Genomic DNA, 18287 nt, shown 5'->3' with positions numbered 1-18287 from the left:
CATCATAATTCATTAATTAAGGTGTATGAGCTAAATGGGTGTATAAATTATTTCTTTTCTTTCAATTGTTTCATGACGAGTGTAATAAATGACTGAATATAGCTTTCCTGAAGTTCCTTCTTTCTGGAGCCCATCCATATCGAATGCTTGGAAACCACATTTTCTACTTCTACCTTGGCTAACGTTCCTTGATCAAGATAAGGCTTTGCTAACAAAGCGGATACAAAACTAATCCCATACCCGGCAATCACGGCTTGAATAACCTCATTTACTCCATTAAATTGAAGCTCGATCTTTGGTTGTTGTACCTTTCGTTCTTCACATAATTGTACAAGTCTCTCTCTGGCTGCACTGCCTTCCTCCCTCATAATAAATGCTTCAGCCATCACTTCCTCAAAGCTAACCTCCTGCCTGGCAAAAGAGTGATTTGAAGAAACTACAAACACATACTCATCCTTGTATAACTCCCGATGTTCGAATACCCCAGTATGATGTGAAGGAAACGCCATATCACTATAAATGACTACATCTGCTTCAAAGTTATTTAATTGTTCCATGACTTCATGAGAATTAGTAGTAGTGATCTGAATTTTGACTTCTGGAAAAGATTGCTTGAATAATGACGCCCACCGGGGAATGAATATGCTAGTGGCCAGATAATTACCTGCGATCCGAATACTCCCCTCGGGATAATTATGATAATCCTCAATGATTTTCTGTATTTGATCACCCATGGCAAAAAACTTCTCAAGCGGATCAATTAGTCTTTTTCCAATCGGTGTGAGCACCATTCTCTTGCCTTTGACCTCTAATAATAAAATATTATTCTCCCGTTCAAACTTACGGATCTGCGCGGAGATAGCCGGTTGACTGATGTGTAAACGTTCGGAGGCTTTGGTCACACTTCCTGTTATCGCAACGTAATAAAACAATTTTAATACATGATAGTTCATCCTAATTTCTCCCTAACTATATAAAATAAAATCTTTTTTTAACGGTCCTTCGGCTTTCTTACTATAACTATACATTATGGATATTAACTATTATATATTGTTTATTTATAATTATTTATCTTATACTTACAACTATTCAAAGGGGAGGTTTCTTTAATGAAAGAGACAGTATTATTTTTAACCCGCCACGGGCAGACCGAATGGAATTTGCAGAAAAGAATGCAAGGACATCAAAATTCAGCGTTAACAACCTTGGGCGAACAGCAAGCGGAATGGTTGAGAGATCGTTTAGAAGGCGAAAATTTAGGAGCAATCTATTCTAGTACTAGTCCAAGAGCATTGCATACTGCGCAGATTTTACGAGGAAATCGGAGTTTATCGATTCAACAGCAAGCTTCTTTAATGGAAATTAACATGGGCATTTGGGAAGGAATGAACACAGATCAGATTGAACAAGAATATCCTTTACAGTACTCCCATTTTTTCACCAGACCTGATCTTTTTATTCCTCTAGCCCCAGGTGAGACCTATAGTCAGCTTGAACAAAGAGTGACGCCGACTATTGAGCGTATCATTAAAGATAACGAAGGACTTGAGGTGCTTATTGTCACACATCGGATGACCCTGAAAGTCATTATGGCTCATTTTCTTAATAAATCATTGCAGGAAATAGGGGATTTACCGGATATTCTCTCCACAGCATTATGTAAAATAACCCTAACTGACAACAATACAACCATTAATCTGTACGGCGATACATCACATTATCAATAAATCAATCTAAAAAAAGGCAACTCCGATTTAGACGGGGTTACCTTTTTAGACTTCAACTTTAAATCTCTACACTTTTGATTGTAAAGCTACGGACCTTCATCCATTTTCCTGAAATGAATTCGTCAATCGTTTTCGTCTTCGGTCTAACGCAAAAACGATGTTTGCTCCCTTTATCAAATCCCACCGCTTCAAAAATCAGACCGTCACCTATTTGCTCCTTAAAGAACACTTGCTTAAGTCCCAATCTATTTAACATTTCAAGCTTTACACTCTCAATATACGTACGTGAATACTCCTTAGACATATGTGTTCCTCCTAGTAGTGGTAGTAATATTATAAGTTCAATATTAAGAAAATCAACTGAAGATCACATAATCACAAAAAGAAAAAAGCCAACCCATAGTCTATGGATTGGCTTCTACTGTATGAGTTGATTACGAAATTATTTAACTTCTGTTGTTCCAGTCACTTTTCCATCAATCTTTGCAGATGCTTTCAGATCCTCGCTTGTGAAGTAAAGGTTACCATCAATCGTTGCGGTTTCAGGCAGAGTAAAACCTTTCGCTTCTACATATACATCGCCTTTAATCGTTCCGCCTTCAACTTTCAAATTCTCACTCTGTACAGTAAACTTAGGTACCGTTAGTGTATAACTGGCAGTGATCTTGTGATCAGCGTCTTGCGAGTAAAGGGCAATCTTACGGTAAATGTCGCCATCAGCGGCTCCTTTATCATGGAATTCTCCAGCTACAACAACCTCTTCAGCAATCGTGACATCATTTAGAATAGCAATAATCCAGTTTCCATCTTTGCTTACAGCCTTAGTAAATGCATCTGCTTGATTCACGATCGAGGCAGTAGTGACTGCATCGGTCTGCTCAGCAGCCGGAGCTGAAGTTGCCGCCGAATTGGTTGCTTTATCCTCATTTGCACCACAACCAGCCAATACCGCTACCGAAACCCCTGCCACTAAAATCATTTTAAATAGTTTCATTTCGATTCCCCCTAATTTTGATTATGAATTAATTATATATTAAAATTCTTAATAATTAAGTGAATGATTTCACAAATTTGTGTCAGTATATAAAGCGATTTCACAGCGCTCTTTCTTCTTGTGTAGAATTCGTATCCATGAGTTACACCTCTTCTCGCTGACTAATTTAGGTTCTTAAATCTATTTACCCAAATTATTAAAATGATCACAAGAATCATTTTCTTCTTGGTATAAAGTCACTCGTTGACTCTTCTCAAGTTTTAGTGATAATATTTGGAAATAAATATCTCAGCAAGGGAGAAGTTTACTGGTGAAAAAGACTACAATGAAGGACATCGCGCTACGAGCTAATGTCTCCGTTGCAACGGTAAGCTATGTTCTGAACCGCGTCGATAACCAAACCATTCCTGAGAAAACCCGCAATCAAATTCTGTTACTTGCCGAAGAGCTTCATTACATTCCTAATCTAGCAGCCCGTTCGCTTGCCAATAAAAAAACGGGATTGATAGGCGTACTTGTCAATAATTCTGCTTATATGCCACCTTGGAAACTCTATGCCCAGTTCACATTTATTCGTGCTCTGGAACAGCGTTTAACGGATGCCGGATATCATACGCTGTTATACTCTCTCGGTACTGACCATCCTTCTTTAGATATCATCGTCGAAAGAAAACTCGAAGCGGTCTTTCTGATCGATGTCCGCGATGAATCCTTCTATTCGATTTCCAAGCATTTTGTAGAAGGCATCCCCTTGATTTTAATCGACAGCATGATTGAAGATAAACTGTTTAAGCAAGTTCTTTACAATTATCGTTCAGCGCTCCAAAAAATAATGCCTAAGGATCTTTCACAGGTATGTTTAATTATGGAGAGTTTCAATAACTCTCTGCTCACTCAATTTATCCAAGACAGTCTTCCTTTACCTAAAAAAGCGATATTCAAAGTTCACAATCTGGAGGAATTGAATACAATCTTATCGGAGGGGATCTACAAAGAGGCCATAGTTATTAATGAGTTTATCGGAAGTTATGTTGAAAAATCCGGAGTATTCTCTCGTCTTTCTGTTCTTTGTACCTGTAATTGCCCAGAAATGCTTGGTGAAAATGTTCAGAAATTTGTATTCACAGGGGATAAAGCTGCCACTGCTTTTGAACTGATGCAAGAATTATTACATCGTCCTGACTACTCTGAACAAGTGGATAATCGTTATTGGGTTGATTAATTTTTTTCGGTATTCACTTAAGCGTTTAAGTCGAGAGGAGAGATACCAATGACAGATCCTGTCTTAGCAAAACATGTATCCCCCCCTGTTCAATCCTATCCAACCCTTTGGGGAAACCGGAGATTCATGCTACTACTGAGTTCGTATTCCATTTCCTTGTTTGGAAATACCTTTCACAGCATTGCTTTAAGTTTATGGGTACTTCAGACGACCGGAAGTGCTAAAATGATAGCTATTATTACGATAATCAATTTATTGCTCAGTTCTTTCCTCGGATCCATAGGAGGCACACTCGCAGACAGGATCAATCGCAGAACCATTATGTTAATCACAGATTTGATAAGCTGCGGTATAGCAGTTACGCTTGCTTTAGCTATTTCCATGTCTTCTACATCATTCATTATCGTGGCCATATTGACGGGACTTACGACAGTCTCAGCTTTATTCCAGTCCCCCGCGTACCAAGCTTCTATTACCACTGTTGTTGGCAAAGAGCATGTGCAAAAAGCGGTCGGGATTCTAAACTTATCGGAGAACATCTGTCGGACTATTGGATATTCTGCTGGAGGTGTTTTTGTAGCGAGTTTCGGGGCAGCGGATGCCATATTATTTGATGGAGCTACATTTTTCGTTTCCTTTCTACTGGTTCTTGCCGTTCGCTCCCTTCCACTGCCAAACAAAATGAATGCCGGACCTAAGGAAGAAAGAAAATTTACGCAAGATCTTGTGGATGGCGTTCGTTATATTTGGAGATACCCCTTCGCCCGAGCGATTGTCATAATGCTCCCTACGCTCACTTTGTTCTTTATGCCTTCACTGATGCTAACGCAAGTTATGGCCGTTAAAGTATGGAATTCTAGTCCTTTTCAATTTGGACTCATGGAAGCCTGTATTCCACTGGGTTATATGATTGGTTCCAGCATGATATTGTTTCTCGGCTCTAGAATAAAAAACCGCGGCTTCCTTATCATGACTGGACTTCTATGTCTGGGTCCTATGTACCTCCTGTTATCGTTCGTCACTACTGCTGCGTTAGCTATTCCCGTCATTCTTTTAATTGGCTTTATGTTCTCATTCTGTACATTACTGATAAATACCATCCTCAGACTGGAAGTTTCGGAGGATATTCAAGGCAGAGTCTTCGGTGTATTAGGCTCCATTATGAGTGTAGCACCCTCAATTGGTCTTACAGCCGTTTCATTCCTGTCCGATCACTACAGTCCAGCCCCTGTCATGGGTTCTATCGGAGTCCTACTGCTACTGTTTGCTTTATTAACCTTGACCAAGTTAAAGGTGATTCGTAATTATAAGTAATTTTATATCATATCTAATGACCGTTATCACCCGTTTTTCCTGATTACACGCCTATCATGAAGCTCAATCAGTAATTGAACAACAATAATGATCAATAAGAAGATTCCCAGGACACCTGTTAAAAATGGATAAATTAAAGGAAAAAATACGCTTGGATAACTTTTACTAATATCCGAATAGAAGCCCATACCCATAAGTGATGTACCAGAGAACTCGATAAGTTTCACACCTAGATGATTATCACTTCTTTGAGCATAACTCAGCACCTTTTCTTCTATGTTCCCATCATGCGAAATCGAGATTATTTTCCACTTTCTATTTTCCATCGGCTGACTATCATCTGTAAGTCTTTGGACTATACTAACTCCTTTTTCACCAGTCTTTCGATCCTTAACAGTGAGAATATCTATCCAAGAGAAATATCTGCTTCCTCGTTCCCGATTAGACAGCCATATTTCATCAGGGGTTGAGATTTTTTGATCATTTAATAAAAACTGAACTTTGACAATATCACCAGGCGGGACATTTTCCTCTTCATCCCAAAGGGTCAATTCTGCTTTCCTGCCTGTATTTTCTTCTTGGATCTTAATTCGCTTATTATCAACCGTTAGTTCTTGAACGTTTAACGTGTTATATCCTTTTTCAGCATGGTTTATCTCATAACGCTGATTGATTTGATCTGAAACCATATACTCACGGATATAGTTGAATAATGGGCTAAAAGAAATCGCTAGCAAGAAAAATGAAATCACCGATAAATAGATTATTTTTTTCATAATGAATCCTTGTGAGCGATCGTCAGCTTGAAATTTTGTCTTGAGCCACCTTCGAGGCCATTTGGAACCCCATCCTGCATAGGAACAAAACCAAACTTCTGATAAAATCTTCTAGCAGGTTGACCCTCTGGATGATCCTCACCAAATGTAGTAACAAGAACCTCTGATGGGGTATCGACACTTTGGAGTATATGATTAATCAGGGCTGTTGCGACTCCTTTATTTCTTTCTTCCTTTAAAACCGACAACCACCCAATTTTGTAGGTAGGGGCATTGGTTGAAGAAAATAACACTCCTCCAAGTAATCCTGAACCTGGCGAACCATTGTTTTCTCTTACACAAAAAGCACTTTCTCGACTGATGTTTTTTTCTAAAGCTAGAGTGAAATTCGGATCATCTACCATCGGTCCAAAAAGGGACTCCACCTCTAGCTCCAGCCATCCTCTTATATCCTCCATAGTAGCGTTTACTACATTCATGTATAAGTTCTCCTTTAGTAGTCTTGGTTACACCATTCGATACACTTAGGAATAAAATTTTCATAGTCTTTTAAAGCATTAATTGTACTTATTACTTCAAGGGTTCCAAGTTCTCGCTCTGTATTATCCGTACTCTCTAGTCCAAGTGATCGTCTAATATTATAGGCTAACCATTCTAGCTTCCCCTGAAAACCGTAGTTGAGCACATCGGACCAGTTAGCATAAATCTCGCCGCCACGATCCTTGTAGGTACTAATAAGTGTGCAGAAAGCATCTTTGTTTATACTTCCCGATTCAAAACCTGACCAATAAAGGGCTACATCTATCAGCTCTTGTGTTGGATGGATAGGCCCTGCAGCTTCCCAGTCAATAATAATGGGTATCTGATGCTCATCCCATAGTATATTTTTTTGATCTAGATCCCTATGGCTGATAACCCTATGATTCGATAATTGTTCCGCTGAAGAATCTACAAGTTGTTCCCAATGATTTATTTGGTTCAGGTTATCTAATAGCAAGCTAGACCATTCCAAACCATCCTGTATTGCTTTTAGAGCATACTCATTCCAACGAACAGTCGAAGCATTTACTGCCTCAAGATTCTCATTAAAATGATGATCAAGAAGTGTAGAGAAATTGATTTTATGAATTTTTGCAAGGATTTCCCCGATCACTTTACAACACTCTATATTAATTTCTCCTGATGGCAAAGTCTTACCTTCGACCCATGGAAACAATAAATAGTATTGACTCTCAACTTCATGTATAAAACGATCATTAGATACGATTGCCGGTACTGCATTTATTCCATTTTGATAAGCCATATTCGCTACTTTTTCAGAAAGAGTATAGTTGTACAGGGCAGTATCCCGCTGCATAATTTGAGGATTTAAAGCTTTCACTGCATATAGCGCTTTATCCGTTTGTAGACGATACATTCTATGCAAAAGACCTCCTGTTACCTGTTCAGGTTCATTTTTCAAATGCCCTAACTCGTATTTTGCACATAGCATTTCAAAATTCAAGTTATAATTCAGGTTTTCCATGTTATGTATCCCTTTCCTAATGGAGTAAAAACATATAGAGTATATCTCTATAGAGCTGAGTCGTAAACTAAACAAGCAATTGCTTTGATCCGGATGTCCGGGGTAAGCAATCGCTTTTACAGATAAGGCTATATTAACAATGATCGAGTTGATTTAGTAGTTTTTTAAATTGCTTAATGCCTTCGCATTGCGTTGTTAATAATGGCATACAGAATAGGTTTCAGCTTTGGGCAGATATTGCATTTACACTGAATAGCCTGCATATTGGAGATACTTTCAGTTTGTGCTGAGATGATATTTGTAGCGATACTCTGAAGTTCAAGATTTGTCGTGTACCTAAGTATATTCCTAGACATCTCTATGGCTCCTAGATCAATCAGAATCCCAATTGAAACAACCAGGCAGATAACTTCTCTTCCCTCTCTTTTAAGTCACCATTTATGCGATTTAATTTCCCAAGCCTGTGCTCAGAAGTTATACTGCCATCCAGCATATATAGCACACGTTCTGCCTGAGCAGCGACTTTCGCATCATGCGTAGCCAGTAAAATCGTAGTACCAGCCTGATTAATATCAATTAATATCTCCATAATTTCACTAGCAGCTTTAGAGTTCAGCGCACCTGTTGGCTCATCACCAAAGAGAATATCAGGCTCATTGATGATTGACCTGCAGATCGCTGCTCTTTGCAGTTGTCCACCCGACACTTGTGTAATATCACGCTCAGCGAGTGCGGAGATCCCGGTTTTTTTCATTAACTCGGCGGCTCTTTTATTAATAGTTCTACGGTTAACGATTTTAGCTTGATAAGCGGATAAAATGATATTGTCCCGAATATTCAGGTTTTTTAAAAGATGCATCTGCTGAAAAATAAATCCCATTTGATTTAGACGCAGTACAGCCAATTCACGCTCAGAAAGACCACTGATGTCCTGCCCTTTAAAAATAACACTTCCTGAAGTCATCCGATCCATACCGCTGATCGTATAAAGCAATGTTGATTTCCCTGAGCCAGAAGGCCCCATTATAGCTACGAATTCTCCCTTTGATACCTGCAAATGAACATCTTTTAATACCGTCTGCGGGGTTCCCTGCCCGGTTTCAAAAGTTTTATTTAAACCCTTCGTCTCTAATATGAACATTCTACCACCTCCCCCTCATTCAACAATCAGTTTAGATATTTTGGATTTCTTCATCGATATCGTGCTTACTACGGTTGTGAGTGCTACAATCAGCATGAAAAAAAGAGGGAGAATTAGATAAGCTACCACCGGATTAACTACAAACTGTATGTTGGATGCTCCCATAAAAGATCCGAGTAATTGAGCGAATTTTTGTCCGATAGTGTTAGCTGAAAAGGTTCCGAGAATGATTCCGAGACCCGATACCAGTAGTAGCCTTACCTGATATTGCTTTCGAATATCTTCTAACGTAAAGCCAATGCTCCTCAAGATTGCGATTTGCGAAGCGTCCTTTGCTAGCAGCATTTTTAGAAATAAAGCAGTAATCAGTACAGAAATCGATATTGAGATGGCAATGGATAAGCCAGTGACCAGCTTCAATTGCCTAATCGTATTCCCGAGCGTCTGAGATAAATAGCTTTCTAAATGAGTGACTTTGGCTGGATAAAATAACTTTGCGTATTGATCCATTTTCCCCTGAACCGAAACATTCGGATTCACATCTAAAGCTACGATATACCATAGAACAGACTTCGGATCATAAGGCAATCGGGCTTTTGCAGTTCGGCCTCCGTTCGTTATATCTTGATAGATCCCGCTAACGGTCAATTTTTTTGAAGCGCCATTTACCTCCAAAAGAACGCTGTCTCCTACCCTTTTGTTCCATTCCTTGGCATTCAAATCAGAAAGGGCAATCTCATCCCCACTTTCAGGGGTTCCTCCATTAACATAGGTGAGCGGAAAGATAGAGAAATCTCCTGTCTCAACATTGATGTTCTCCCATACGCCATCGCTGCCTAGCACTTTAAATCGAGATGTGATTAATGGTGAGAATTTAGCTATGTCGGGATCCTTATTTAGCGTGGTTATCAGTTCATTAAATCGTTTCTCTATTTGATCAGATTGCTGCAAATCTATTCTCATGTCACTTTGACCTACACCCATATAAGAAATAAACCGGGGGGACTGGAGAGTATTCAATAAATTCACTGGCACAAGAATAATAAACAAACAAATCACAAATACGAAGAACAATAATCCGAACATGGTCAAGCGTCCATAAACATCCTTTAGGCCTAGAAAAACATTCACATTTATATGCTTGTACTTACTCAAAACTATTGTACCTGTATTCCCTTTCAATTCGCCCACAGTCCCTGACCTTAAAGCCTCAACTACTGTTATACGATTAAACCTTCTAAGAATAACTCTGCAAAAGAACATAATCATCCCGAAGATCAGACCAACCGCTAAGACTGGAACAATAGGCTGAAGGATCGTTTTCGGAGCAGTCCCCAGGTACAATGTAATATTCGCTGTAAACAACCGCACCACACCTAAAGATAACAAATATCCTAATAGTGAAGCACATGCTGCCATAACCATATATTTTGCCAAATAGATCCTTCTAATATCTTGCTGTGAGATTCCAATTGCTTTCATGACGCCAATCTCTCTGTAATCCTCCTCTAAGGTCGCGATCATCGTAAATCTTAAACATAGGGTGGCAATAATCAGTAGAAGGATGCTTACCAAAATAATGACAACTGCAATAATCCCATCTGTCAGCGCATTCAGCGTCTTAAACAAAGGATAGTCTATCATTGGTCCTTTGCCGGGCATATCTGAGGATTGATAGGTATTACGGAACTCGCTAAGTCTACTTAAATCGGTGATTTGAAATTCAATTAGGTATTCAACTTCTCCATGGTTCTTCTTTAGTGCATTATAATCTGTATCATTTACGACAAAGCGCTTCGAGCTAACAATAGCTGGGTTCATTTGAATATCACGAACAAAATCAGTAACAATGAATTTCTTATCTAACTGTCCATTGGAGAGGGTGACCTGATCACCAATGTTCAGATTATTCTCCTTCTTATAATAAATAGGAACTGCGATTTCTCCTTCGGATACCCTTATCACTTGATTCTCTAAATTCAGCAGCAAATCAAACGATGGGTTCTGCCTTACAAAGCCGATATCCATCACGCTGTTCTCTTCCGACTTATTATTGTTACCTAAGACGACATTGGAGCCATCTATCCTTAGCATTTCTACTGTCTGTTGATTCTTAACAAGTGGATTTGTAGAGGCGAATTTTTGAATACCTGCGTTATCTATTGGACCAGCATGCATTTGAACAAAATGGGGAGCTTTTGATTTATCCAGCAAATTACTTAAAGAACCGGACAATTCCATAATGACTTGAGAAGCACAGGCAGCAAGCAACGCCGATAACATCATAAAAATTAATAATACGATCGTTATAATTTTATTTCTTTGAAAATCTTTTTTCACAATTTGTAGCAGCATTGAGTTCCTCTCCCCTGCGTCTAATTCATCCTCCCTGCTCGGACCTTATTCAAACATTTGCGTTACGTAGGAAAAGCTTCCTTTTTCAGCTCCCAACGTAGTTTCCATAATATAAATAAAGCTCTGAATTTTGAGGATGATCTCTTCCGGCTGCCACTTAAAAATCCCTTCATCAAACAGAAATTGTGAAGCGACCAATAGAAATTCCATCGTTTCTTTAGGATATGGACAGTGGAACAAGCTCTCCTCGATTCCCTGCTCTATCACCTCTGTCAACACAGGTGTTAGCTTCAATATAGTTTCAGCCAAACTTTTCTGATGGATTAGCGCATTCTCTCCTTGATGAAACTGTTCAATCATCCGACCTTTTCCCTCCGAATCAGGCTTCTGCGCCATTATGATTCGAAGTAGCTTTTCATGCACAGAGAGCTTTGGATCAGCAGCAATGATCTTGGCAGCATCCACTCCAGCATCAATGATTCGCGTGACCACCGCATCCATAACCTCCTCCTTCGACTTGAAATAATAGTAGAACGTGCCCTTGGCAATCCCGATCTCCTGCAAGATGTCGTTCACTGTAGTTCTCACATAGCCTTTCGTAAAAAAGAGAATTTCTGCCTTATCTAATATTTCATTTCTGCGTTCTTCCGCTTCTTTGGAAATTCTCATTTATTTTGAGTCCTCCTTTTATAGACCGACCGTCGGTCTATTCCATTTAAATACATTTTATACATCTTGTCAATGATGTTCAAGCGAATTGGACAAAAGAAAAAGGTAACCTCCAAAAAAATGTGGTTACCTTAATGTGCAGTCAGCATAATCAGTAGACATTTTTACGCTTTAGAATATGATATTCATTGCTGAACATGCCGGACAGGATATCAGCAATTAGGAATACAACCCTGTTAACAGCCCACGCTGATAAACAAATCCTGTAAACAGGAATATTATCGCCGCCAAAAGCCATAACACAGCCCTTACAAATCGTTCTTCTTCCTTCTACTTTGCATCGATATGTGGCTCATTCAGTAGCTTCGTATAAGCTTCTTGGATATTTCCGTAATAGACGAACAAGAACACCGCAGTTGCTGCAATCACCAGAAAGGCAGAGACGCCATAAGCGGCGAAATCATCGTTGACATAAGAAGTTGCGAAGATAAAGGTCGGCGACAGCACACATAGACAGACGCCCACAATCAAAGCAAGGCGATAAGTCGGAGCATAAAGGGCTTGACTGCGCTGAAGCGCTGTTTTGAGCGCATAAGGTAGCTGAAAGCCTTGCTCTAGACTTTCGAAGCGCTCGAGTTTCATGCCGCTGTGAATGAACATCCCAACGGCCACAGCAACCAGCACGAACATCCCGACCAGCCCCAGCATCGAACCTTTATCAGCCATATCAGCATTATTTTCAAACAGTGTACTAAGAGTAATCAACAGCGCCACCCCGCAAGCGCAGAGAAATACACCGAGACCGGTCCATAATCCAGAGCTACGTTTGGCAGCCGCATAAGCATAAACCTCTTCTTCACTCAGCATGGGCACAGTCTTCTCCTGTCCGGCTGGATGGATGTCTAACTCAGCAGTCAACTCCTCAATATTGCCGAATTCCGATATGACAATACCAATCGCCTCATTCTCCGACTTGCCAGCAAGCTTCATCTCCAGATACTTCTCCTCCATCCCGGACAGCAGCTCTTGCTTCAGATGTTCCAGTTCCTGAGTCTTGGGCAGACCCGCAAACATATTATCCAGATATACTATGATCGTCTCCATGCACTATCACCACTCCTTGATAAATTGGTTTACAACTTCCTGCGTAACTTTCCATTCCTCACATTTTTCTCGGTAATAGGCGAGACCCAGCGGGGTAATCCGGTAATATGTGCGCCGCTTGCCAAGACTCTCATCCAGATAAAAGGATTCAATGTACCCGTTCTTCTCCAGCCGGGTAAAAGCGGAATACAGCGTTGTCTCCTTCATGACATACTTCTCCTGAGTCAGCTGCCTGATATTCTTGGAAATCTCGTACCCGTAGGATTCCCCATCCAGCAGCATGTAGAGGATCATCGTATCATTGTAACCACGTATAACATCACTGCTGATCAAAAATGGTACCCCCTATAATTACTTCATCTGTCGTAGTAGTTTCAGTATACCATAATTACTATGACAGATGAAGTAGTTAACAAAAGAATAGGCAAAAAAATCTAAACAGCATAAAAAAAGAGAATTGCTCTATGTGAGCAACTCTCCTCAAATCAACTAGTCTCTTGAATTTCAAAAATCTGATCAATCTTCTCTTTCGCACCTTCCCAGGAGGTCAATAATGGAAATCCATATTGTTCACGGGCTCTCAAATTCCATGGATGCGGAATACAGAGTACTTTCCTTCCGTCCTGCAATGCAGGAACCAAGTTGTGAACCCCGTCATCGATCAGAAGATCATAATTAATAAGATTCTTTCGTTTGCATGGGAAGAAATTTCCAATGGGAATAAACGGCATATGCTTCTGCAGCCAGTTCCATTTTTCAACAACTGCCTGAGGCTGGGCCGCCGTAACAATAATAACATCATAAGCATTGTGTAGCTTCTCCATTTCTCCTACAACATGCTCGTCAAACAGTTCAAGCTCTTCATATAGTCCAGGTCGCCCATAGAATACATCTTGTGTACAATCTGGATGACGTAAATGATCCGTATTCCAATCAAGCATCTCCTCGTACTTCAGTACATGAGTGGGGAAATCATTGTTGTTATGGTATATAGCTCGTTTGACTAGATGGCATATCGTGTCATCCATATCAACTGCAATTATTGACTTTCTCATCTGTGTCCCCCATATGTTTTTTTATATTACTATTTAAGTATACACAATGTAATTACTGTTTTCGTCTTGAGTTAGTTAAATTTCTGGTTAATGTTTTTTTAACGCCTCAACGCATCTTTGACAGATACAGGCTTTACCTCTTAGTTCTATAGGTACCCGTTCTAGTAGTTCAGAAGGAATTTCCGTATGAAAACACCAACAATCGCCACTATCAGCACCACAATGATTTAATTTTTTACATAAAGGACAATACCGTTGTTCATCTTGTTTATTTTTTATTTCCAATGCTTCTACTCCCCCATAAATCACTAAAATATTTCTACCTCTGAACATTCCCCATCAATTCATTCCTCCCACAGATCTTTGCAATACCTCTATACTTTCCTGAAGAAATGCCTGATTCTTTTCAATCCCTCTGGTTTTACACCAAACTACTAAAAGCATCATAAAAATTATAAAACGGTATTATATCTTCGAGATCGAGTAAAGGACGAACCGATTCGTAGCCTTGCACATAAGGGAGCCGTGTTAGAGGGTTCACTTCCCAAACGTACCGGTTCATTTTTGTAAAATCAATTTCTGAGGAACCACCGCGAGCACTCTCGTAATCAATTATACCAATGACTTCATTATCTTTTATTAATATATTGCCTGGTCGAAAATCCATATGAACAACACAAGGCCCATCAGGTTCAGGTAACGCCGAATATACGCTATCAAAGTGAGTAATACATTTCTCAAATAGATCAGGCTGAAGGAGCCCCTTACAAGGTTCTTTCCACTTTTCAAAATTATTTTTCAGGTATAATCTCCAGCTATTGTTCTTTACCATCTGAAAACCATCGGATCCATAACATCCATACGCTGGCATGGTAACTTCATGAAGCGTGGCATGATACATCCCGATCTGATAAGCCAGACTCTGATCAATGTTACTCATGCAAGGCACCCCGTCTATAGCGGATAGAAGCAATGCACCAACATTCATATCATCTCCGTCCCAGAAATCCAATACTTTTGGAACAGGTATAACACCCTTTAGTCTTTCAAGCATATGAAATTCACAAACCAGTTTATCCCTGTTGTATGGAATTTTCACATATACATTGTCTAGGTTAATAAGAGTAAGTTTATACACTTCAGAACTAAACGACTCAGGAACAGACTCTATCTTCAAGACATTCAGCTTAAAAATTCCAACTAATTTATGTATGGATTTCATACGACTATCTCCAATCTCAAGGGAAAAGTGCTCTGTGAACGGTTGTGAACTCGCTATTCTTGCATTAAGATAGTGAACATTAGGAGTACCTATAGAGTGTTCTATGGGGCTCAACCGGGAGATTTGAACAGATGAAAGTTAAAAAACAAAGCTTGTCAGATATTATTCATAGTGATCTACTTGCTACTCAGGAACTTGTATATAACCCGTGCAATCTTAATTACTCTGAGCCCATCCATGAACCACACAATGCGGAATATGGAGCGTATATGTTTAATTTAAATGCGCTATCCATTAGATTCCGTGTTGCAAAAATCACACCTACAAAGATCGGTCAGTTTTTGACGTTATGGGAGAGAATTGGGGATGGGCCGATTCAACCTTATGACATATCCGATCCTGCAGATCTCTTCGTTATAAGTACGCGCAATGAGAATCACTTTGGTCAATTTGTATTTCCAAAAGCTGCCCTAGGTGATCAAGATATATTATCCAATAAAGGTGAGGGTGGAAAAAGAGCAATTCGTGTGTACCCGCCATGGGATAATCCCACGAGTCGTCAGGCTCAAAAGACGCAAAAATGGCAGTTGGAATATTTCTTAGAAATACCAACAGATAAGCCATTAGACTTTCTTCGTGCGCAAATGCTTTACGGTTTCCCCGTAAATCGTACAGTCTGACCAATGTCCTCCACATGCTTTATATCCGCCCACAAATAAAATAATTGTACGAGGAATCTCCTATCTTCACCGCCTCTGGATATTTCATAATAATAGCGGCCTGATGATTCCATTCCTCTTCCTGGACAGCAGAAGGCACAATCAATCGTGCTTTCTCTTCCGCTTTTAGCCCTTCTAGTGTCAGTTCAATAATTTGTGGATCGGAGCCATAAGGCTTCAGTTGATGAAATGCATCCATGTTTACTACATCATCGATGGATACCCCCTCTCCAGAAATAGCGGATAATTGAAAGAATCCGTCTTCCCCTTGATATTTTTCATCATATTCTGGATTCATTATATAACCACCATTTCTTATACACTGTTCTTTTCACGTTATCCTCCTCAAGCAATATTGGGTTGACACGTACAGCATGAAGAAATAAGATATAAGCAAACATATGAGCAATCATTCATATGTATTGGTGAGGAGGAAATTACAATGAGTAATTTAAAAAATATCCTATCCCTAACTCTTTTCTCTATATTCCTTATTTCTTACCTATTGAAGCTCGTTATACTTTACAAGAAGAACCACATTAAAGGAAACGTATTAGCTAAAGGAAAAAAACGATCTAAGATCCATTATACCGAGCTATTCGTTAAGACTACTACTTTTGTGTGGGGAACAGCGTGGTTTGCGTTTTCCTTAGCAGAGACATACCTAGTTACACTCGTAGGTGAATATTTTGATCATCCGGTGATTCACTTTATCGGTGTTGGTGTAGCAGCCCTCGGATGTTCCATTTTCATACAAGCAATGATCGCCATGCGCACTTCGTGGAGAGTTGGGATTGATAAGTCTACTGTAACAAAACTTATCACGCACGGTATATATAAATTTAGTAGAAACGCCGCATTTGTCGGTTTTGATCTCATGTTTCTGGGATTGTATCTTATGTATCCAAATTCATTAACACTTATTATCTTCATTCTTAACATTGTTGCCATTCATTTACTAATTCTTCAGGAAGAGCAACATTTAAAGTCCGTATTTGGAGATGAATATATTCAATATTGTAATAATACACCTAGATATATTTTATTTTGAACCCTTACCTACTGTAAATCTTATCCTTTCAAGTACGCTACAATTTACATTTTTTACAATATCCGAAAACATTCTCTTAATGTAATTACTATAGTATGAGGTTGTAAACATACATTAGGAGGGAAATTATGAAATCACCGAAAAAGTACGGCGTTAAGACGGCAATTGTAGCGACTGCAGCAACTGCTCTCTTCGTTTCCAGCGTAGTCACTACGCAAGCACCAAATCAGGCCAATGCAGCTTCATCGAACACAAGAAATGTGATTCTGTTTGTCGGTGATGGAATGGGTACTGCCCAGCGCAATGCCATCCGCCTAGCTACAGTAGGTGAAAAAGGAAATCTAGCGATGGATTCTATGCCATATGCTGGACTAATTCATACAAGCTCCACTGTCCCTGTTACAGATTCAGCTGCTTCAGCCACAGCCTATGCCAGCGGAGTCAAGACTTATAACGGAGCCATCGGGATGGATGCTGATAAAAAGTCCGTCCAAACCATTATGGAATATGCAAAATCAACAGGGAAATCTACAGGTGTTGTAACTACCAGTCAAATTACTGATGCTACAGGCGCTGCCTTCGGTGCTCATGTCGAAGATCGCTCTAAACAAAGTGACATCGCTCTACAGCTTCTGACCAATAGCAAAGTTGACGTTCTTCTCGGTGGAGGCGAAGATTTCTGGTATCCGGTAGGAAATCCAGGTACGTTCGCAGATGAGCCTGTTGCAGATCCTTCAGAGAAGAGTAAAGGTACGCAAGGTAATCTTGTAGATAAAGCTAAGCAGCTTGGATACTCCTTCGTAACGAACAAAACAGATATGCAAAAGGCGAAAAGTGGCAAGCTTCTCGGGTTATTTGCAAACGAGGAAATGTTCCAGCAAAATCCTGAGGGTGAAGGAGATATCTATAATCCGGTTGTTTCCTTGCCTGAAATGACGAAAAAAGCGATAGACACGCTTGCAGCAAATAAAAATGGATTTTTCCTGATGGTTGAAGAAGAAGGTACTGACGAGTTTGCTCACCAAAACAATGCCAAGATGACGATTAAAGCGGGGCAAGAGTTAGATAAGTCCGTACAGGTCGCCAAAAATTTTGCTAAAAAGAATCCCGATACCCTTGTCTTAGTTCTCGCCGACCATGAAACAGGTGGATTCTCTATTGAAGCCGTAAATGCTGAAGATGAATCAGGTGACGGCATTTCCAAAGAGGATGGTCCGTTCGCTATCGCTAACTCCAAGCAGAATTTTGTTGTAGACTGGACGACTTCAGGTCATACAGCAGTGGATATTCCTATTACGGCCATGGGCAAAAACGCTCAGTTGTTTACTGGAGTATACGAAAATAACGAAGTATTTACTAAGATCGCGCAAGCCATGGGCATTAAAGTGAAATAATAAGATCGAACGAACAAAA

General features: G+C 39.8%; 21 protein-coding genes. 6 read left to right on the top strand and 15 right to left on the bottom strand.

The window, feature by feature from the left end; all coding sequences use genetic code 11:
* Positions 1 to 47: 47 nt before the first annotated feature.
* A complete protein-coding gene (locus UQ64_RS07655; RefSeq protein ID WP_060622857.1) occupies positions 48 to 953 on the bottom strand; it encodes a LysR family transcriptional regulator in 906 nt (301 codons plus the stop codon).
* A gap of 156 nt (positions 954 to 1109) precedes the next feature.
* On the opposite strand from UQ64_RS07655, the gene UQ64_RS07650 reads away from it, so the two are divergent.
* Positions 1110 to 1727, top strand: coding sequence for a histidine phosphatase family protein (locus UQ64_RS07650; RefSeq protein ID WP_060622856.1), 618 nt, complete (start codon positions 1110 to 1112; stop codon positions 1725 to 1727).
* 58 nt (positions 1728 to 1785) lie between these two features.
* Here UQ64_RS07650 and UQ64_RS07645 read toward each other — a convergent pair whose 3' ends face one another.
* Positions 1786 to 2031 (bottom strand): hypothetical protein, encoded by a 246-nt coding sequence (locus UQ64_RS07645; protein ID WP_042189863.1) that lies wholly within the window; start codon positions 2029 to 2031, stop codon positions 1786 to 1788.
* Between the two features lie 138 nt (positions 2032 to 2169).
* On the bottom strand, positions 2170 to 2721 hold the full coding sequence (locus UQ64_RS07640; protein ID WP_060622855.1) for a polymer-forming cytoskeletal protein: 552 nt from the start codon (positions 2719 to 2721) through the stop codon (positions 2170 to 2172).
* A gap of 310 nt (positions 2722 to 3031) precedes the next feature.
* Here UQ64_RS07640 and UQ64_RS07635 point away from each other — a divergent pair, with 310 nt between their 5' ends.
* Positions 3032 to 3943 carry a LacI family DNA-binding transcriptional regulator gene (locus tag UQ64_RS07635; RefSeq protein WP_060622854.1) on the top strand — a complete coding sequence of 304 codons (912 nt, stop codon included), beginning with the start codon at positions 3032 to 3034 and terminating at the stop codon, positions 3941 to 3943.
* Positions 3944 to 3991: 48 nt separating this feature from the next.
* Positions 3992 to 5257 carry an MFS transporter gene (locus UQ64_RS07630; protein WP_060622853.1) on the top strand — a complete coding sequence of 422 codons (1266 nt, stop codon included), beginning with the start codon at positions 3992 to 3994 and terminating at the stop codon, positions 5255 to 5257.
* Between the two features lie 26 nt (positions 5258 to 5283).
* Here the strand turns inward: UQ64_RS07630 and UQ64_RS07625 are convergent, their stop codons facing one another.
* From UQ64_RS07625 to UQ64_RS07575, 11 genes are all read right to left on the bottom strand, one after another.
* Complete coding sequence (locus UQ64_RS07625; RefSeq protein WP_060622852.1) at positions 5284 to 6033, bottom strand: hypothetical protein; 750 nt, start codon at positions 6031 to 6033, stop codon at positions 5284 to 5286.
* Positions 6030 to 6512: a GNAT family N-acetyltransferase gene (locus UQ64_RS07620; protein WP_060622851.1), complete on the bottom strand. Its 483-nt coding sequence runs from the start codon at positions 6510 to 6512 to the stop codon at positions 6030 to 6032. Before UQ64_RS07620 ends, UQ64_RS07625 begins: the two co-directional genes overlap by 4 nt.
* Before the next feature lie 14 nt (positions 6513 to 6526).
* On the bottom strand, positions 6527 to 7558 hold the full coding sequence (locus UQ64_RS07615) for an aminoglycoside phosphotransferase family protein (RefSeq protein WP_060622850.1): 1032 nt from the start codon (positions 7556 to 7558) through the stop codon (positions 6527 to 6529).
* A gap of 376 nt (positions 7559 to 7934) precedes the next feature.
* Positions 7935 to 8699 (bottom strand): ABC transporter ATP-binding protein, encoded by a 765-nt coding sequence (locus UQ64_RS07605; RefSeq protein ID WP_060622848.1) that lies wholly within the window; start codon positions 8697 to 8699, stop codon positions 7935 to 7937.
* A gap of 15 nt (positions 8700 to 8714) precedes the next feature.
* Positions 8715 to 11054, bottom strand: coding sequence for an FtsX-like permease family protein (locus UQ64_RS07600; RefSeq protein WP_060622847.1), 2340 nt, complete (start codon positions 11052 to 11054; stop codon positions 8715 to 8717).
* Between the two features lie 45 nt (positions 11055 to 11099).
* Positions 11100 to 11723, bottom strand: a complete 624-nt coding sequence (locus UQ64_RS07595) for a TetR/AcrR family transcriptional regulator (protein WP_060622846.1) — start codon at positions 11721 to 11723, stop codon at positions 11100 to 11102.
* A 330-nt stretch (positions 11724 to 12053) separates the two neighbouring features.
* Positions 12054 to 12827 (bottom strand): permease prefix domain 1-containing protein, encoded by a 774-nt coding sequence (locus UQ64_RS07590; RefSeq protein ID WP_060622845.1) that lies wholly within the window; start codon positions 12825 to 12827, stop codon positions 12054 to 12056.
* Positions 12828 to 12833: 6 nt separating this feature from the next.
* On the bottom strand, positions 12834 to 13160 hold the full coding sequence (locus UQ64_RS07585) for a PadR family transcriptional regulator (RefSeq protein WP_042189881.1): 327 nt from the start codon (positions 13158 to 13160) through the stop codon (positions 12834 to 12836).
* Positions 13161 to 13312: 152 nt separating this feature from the next.
* Positions 13313 to 13882 (bottom strand): 5' nucleotidase, NT5C type, encoded by a 570-nt coding sequence (locus UQ64_RS07580; RefSeq protein WP_060622844.1) that lies wholly within the window; start codon positions 13880 to 13882, stop codon positions 13313 to 13315.
* 87 nt (positions 13883 to 13969) lie between these two features.
* Complete coding sequence (locus tag UQ64_RS29915; RefSeq protein WP_082651018.1) at positions 13970 to 14215, bottom strand: cysteine-rich CWC family protein; 246 nt, start codon at positions 14213 to 14215, stop codon at positions 13970 to 13972.
* 88 nt (positions 14216 to 14303) lie between these two features.
* A complete protein-coding gene (locus tag UQ64_RS07575; protein WP_245237876.1) occupies positions 14304 to 15104 on the bottom strand; it encodes a phosphotransferase family protein in 801 nt (266 codons plus the stop codon).
* A gap of 131 nt (positions 15105 to 15235) precedes the next feature.
* On the opposite strand from UQ64_RS07575, the gene UQ64_RS07570 reads away from it, so the two are divergent.
* On the top strand, positions 15236 to 15784 hold the full coding sequence (locus UQ64_RS07570) for a MepB family protein (protein ID WP_060622843.1): 549 nt from the start codon (positions 15236 to 15238) through the stop codon (positions 15782 to 15784).
* Between the two features lie 19 nt (positions 15785 to 15803).
* Here the strand turns inward: UQ64_RS07570 and UQ64_RS07565 are convergent, their stop codons facing one another.
* A complete protein-coding gene (locus UQ64_RS07565; RefSeq protein ID WP_060622842.1) occupies positions 15804 to 16121 on the bottom strand; it encodes a hypothetical protein in 318 nt (105 codons plus the stop codon).
* A gap of 144 nt (positions 16122 to 16265) precedes the next feature.
* On the opposite strand from UQ64_RS07565, the gene UQ64_RS07560 reads away from it, so the two are divergent.
* Both UQ64_RS07560 and UQ64_RS07555 read left to right on the top strand, forming a co-directional pair.
* Positions 16266 to 16874 carry a methyltransferase family protein gene (locus UQ64_RS07560; RefSeq protein ID WP_060622841.1) on the top strand — a complete coding sequence of 203 codons (609 nt, stop codon included), beginning with the start codon at positions 16266 to 16268 and terminating at the stop codon, positions 16872 to 16874.
* 128 nt (positions 16875 to 17002) lie between these two features.
* Positions 17003 to 18268, top strand: a complete 1266-nt coding sequence (locus tag UQ64_RS07555; RefSeq protein ID WP_060622840.1) for an alkaline phosphatase — start codon at positions 17003 to 17005, stop codon at positions 18266 to 18268.
* The last annotated feature ends 19 nt before the right edge of the window (positions 18269 to 18287 follow it).

Origin of the sequence: Paenibacillus etheri (assembly GCF_001012825.1) — a bacterium.
GTDB lineage: Bacteria > Bacillota > Bacilli > Paenibacillales > Paenibacillaceae > Paenibacillus_AQ > Paenibacillus_AQ etheri.
This window is presented reverse-complemented; position numbering and strand designations above follow the sequence as displayed.

Bases quoted from the DNA above. Each gene is read 5' to 3' on its own strand.
- UQ64_RS07655 (WP_060622857.1), bottom strand. From the start codon at position 953: ATGAACTATCATGTATTAAAATTGTTTTATTACGTTGCGATAACAGGA.
- UQ64_RS07650 (WP_060622856.1), top strand. From the start codon at position 1,110: ATGAAAGAGACAGTATTATTTTTAACCCGCCACGGGCAGACCGAATGG.
- UQ64_RS07645 (WP_042189863.1), bottom strand. From the start codon at position 2,031: ATGTCTAAGGAGTATTCACGTACGTATATTGAGAGTGTAAAGCTTGAA.
- UQ64_RS07640 (WP_060622855.1), bottom strand. From the start codon at position 2,721: ATGAAACTATTTAAAATGATTTTAGTGGCAGGGGTTTCGGTAGCGGTA.
- UQ64_RS07630 (WP_060622853.1), top strand. From the start codon at position 3,992: ATGACAGATCCTGTCTTAGCAAAACATGTATCCCCCCCTGTTCAATCC.
- UQ64_RS07625 (WP_060622852.1), bottom strand. From the start codon at position 6,033: ATGAAAAAAATAATCTATTTATCGGTGATTTCATTTTTCTTGCTAGCG.
- UQ64_RS07620 (WP_060622851.1), bottom strand. From the start codon at position 6,512: ATGAATGTAGTAAACGCTACTATGGAGGATATAAGAGGATGGCTGGAG.
- UQ64_RS07615 (WP_060622850.1), bottom strand. From the start codon at position 7,558: ATGGAAAACCTGAATTATAACTTGAATTTTGAAATGCTATGTGCAAAA.
- UQ64_RS07605 (WP_060622848.1), bottom strand. From the start codon at position 8,699: ATGTTCATATTAGAGACGAAGGGTTTAAATAAAACTTTTGAAACCGGG.
- UQ64_RS07600 (WP_060622847.1), bottom strand. From the start codon at position 11,054: ATGCTGCTACAAATTGTGAAAAAAGATTTTCAAAGAAATAAAATTATA.
- UQ64_RS07595 (WP_060622846.1), bottom strand. From the start codon at position 11,723: ATGAGAATTTCCAAAGAAGCGGAAGAACGCAGAAATGAAATATTAGAT.
- UQ64_RS07590 (WP_060622845.1), bottom strand. From the start codon at position 12,827: ATGGAGACGATCATAGTATATCTGGATAATATGTTTGCGGGTCTGCCC.
- UQ64_RS07580 (WP_060622844.1), bottom strand. From the start codon at position 13,882: ATGAGAAAGTCAATAATTGCAGTTGATATGGATGACACGATATGCCAT.
- UQ64_RS29915 (WP_082651018.1), bottom strand. From the start codon at position 14,215: ATGTTCAGAGGTAGAAATATTTTAGTGATTTATGGGGGAGTAGAAGCA.
- UQ64_RS07575 (WP_245237876.1), bottom strand. From the start codon at position 15,104: ATGAAATCCATACATAAATTAGTTGGAATTTTTAAGCTGAATGTCTTG.
- UQ64_RS07570 (WP_060622843.1), top strand. From the start codon at position 15,236: ATGAAAGTTAAAAAACAAAGCTTGTCAGATATTATTCATAGTGATCTA.
- UQ64_RS07565 (WP_060622842.1), bottom strand. From the start codon at position 16,121: ATGAATCCAGAATATGATGAAAAATATCAAGGGGAAGACGGATTCTTT.
- UQ64_RS07560 (WP_060622841.1), top strand. From the start codon at position 16,266: ATGAGTAATTTAAAAAATATCCTATCCCTAACTCTTTTCTCTATATTC.
- UQ64_RS07555 (WP_060622840.1), top strand. From the start codon at position 17,003: ATGAAATCACCGAAAAAGTACGGCGTTAAGACGGCAATTGTAGCGACT.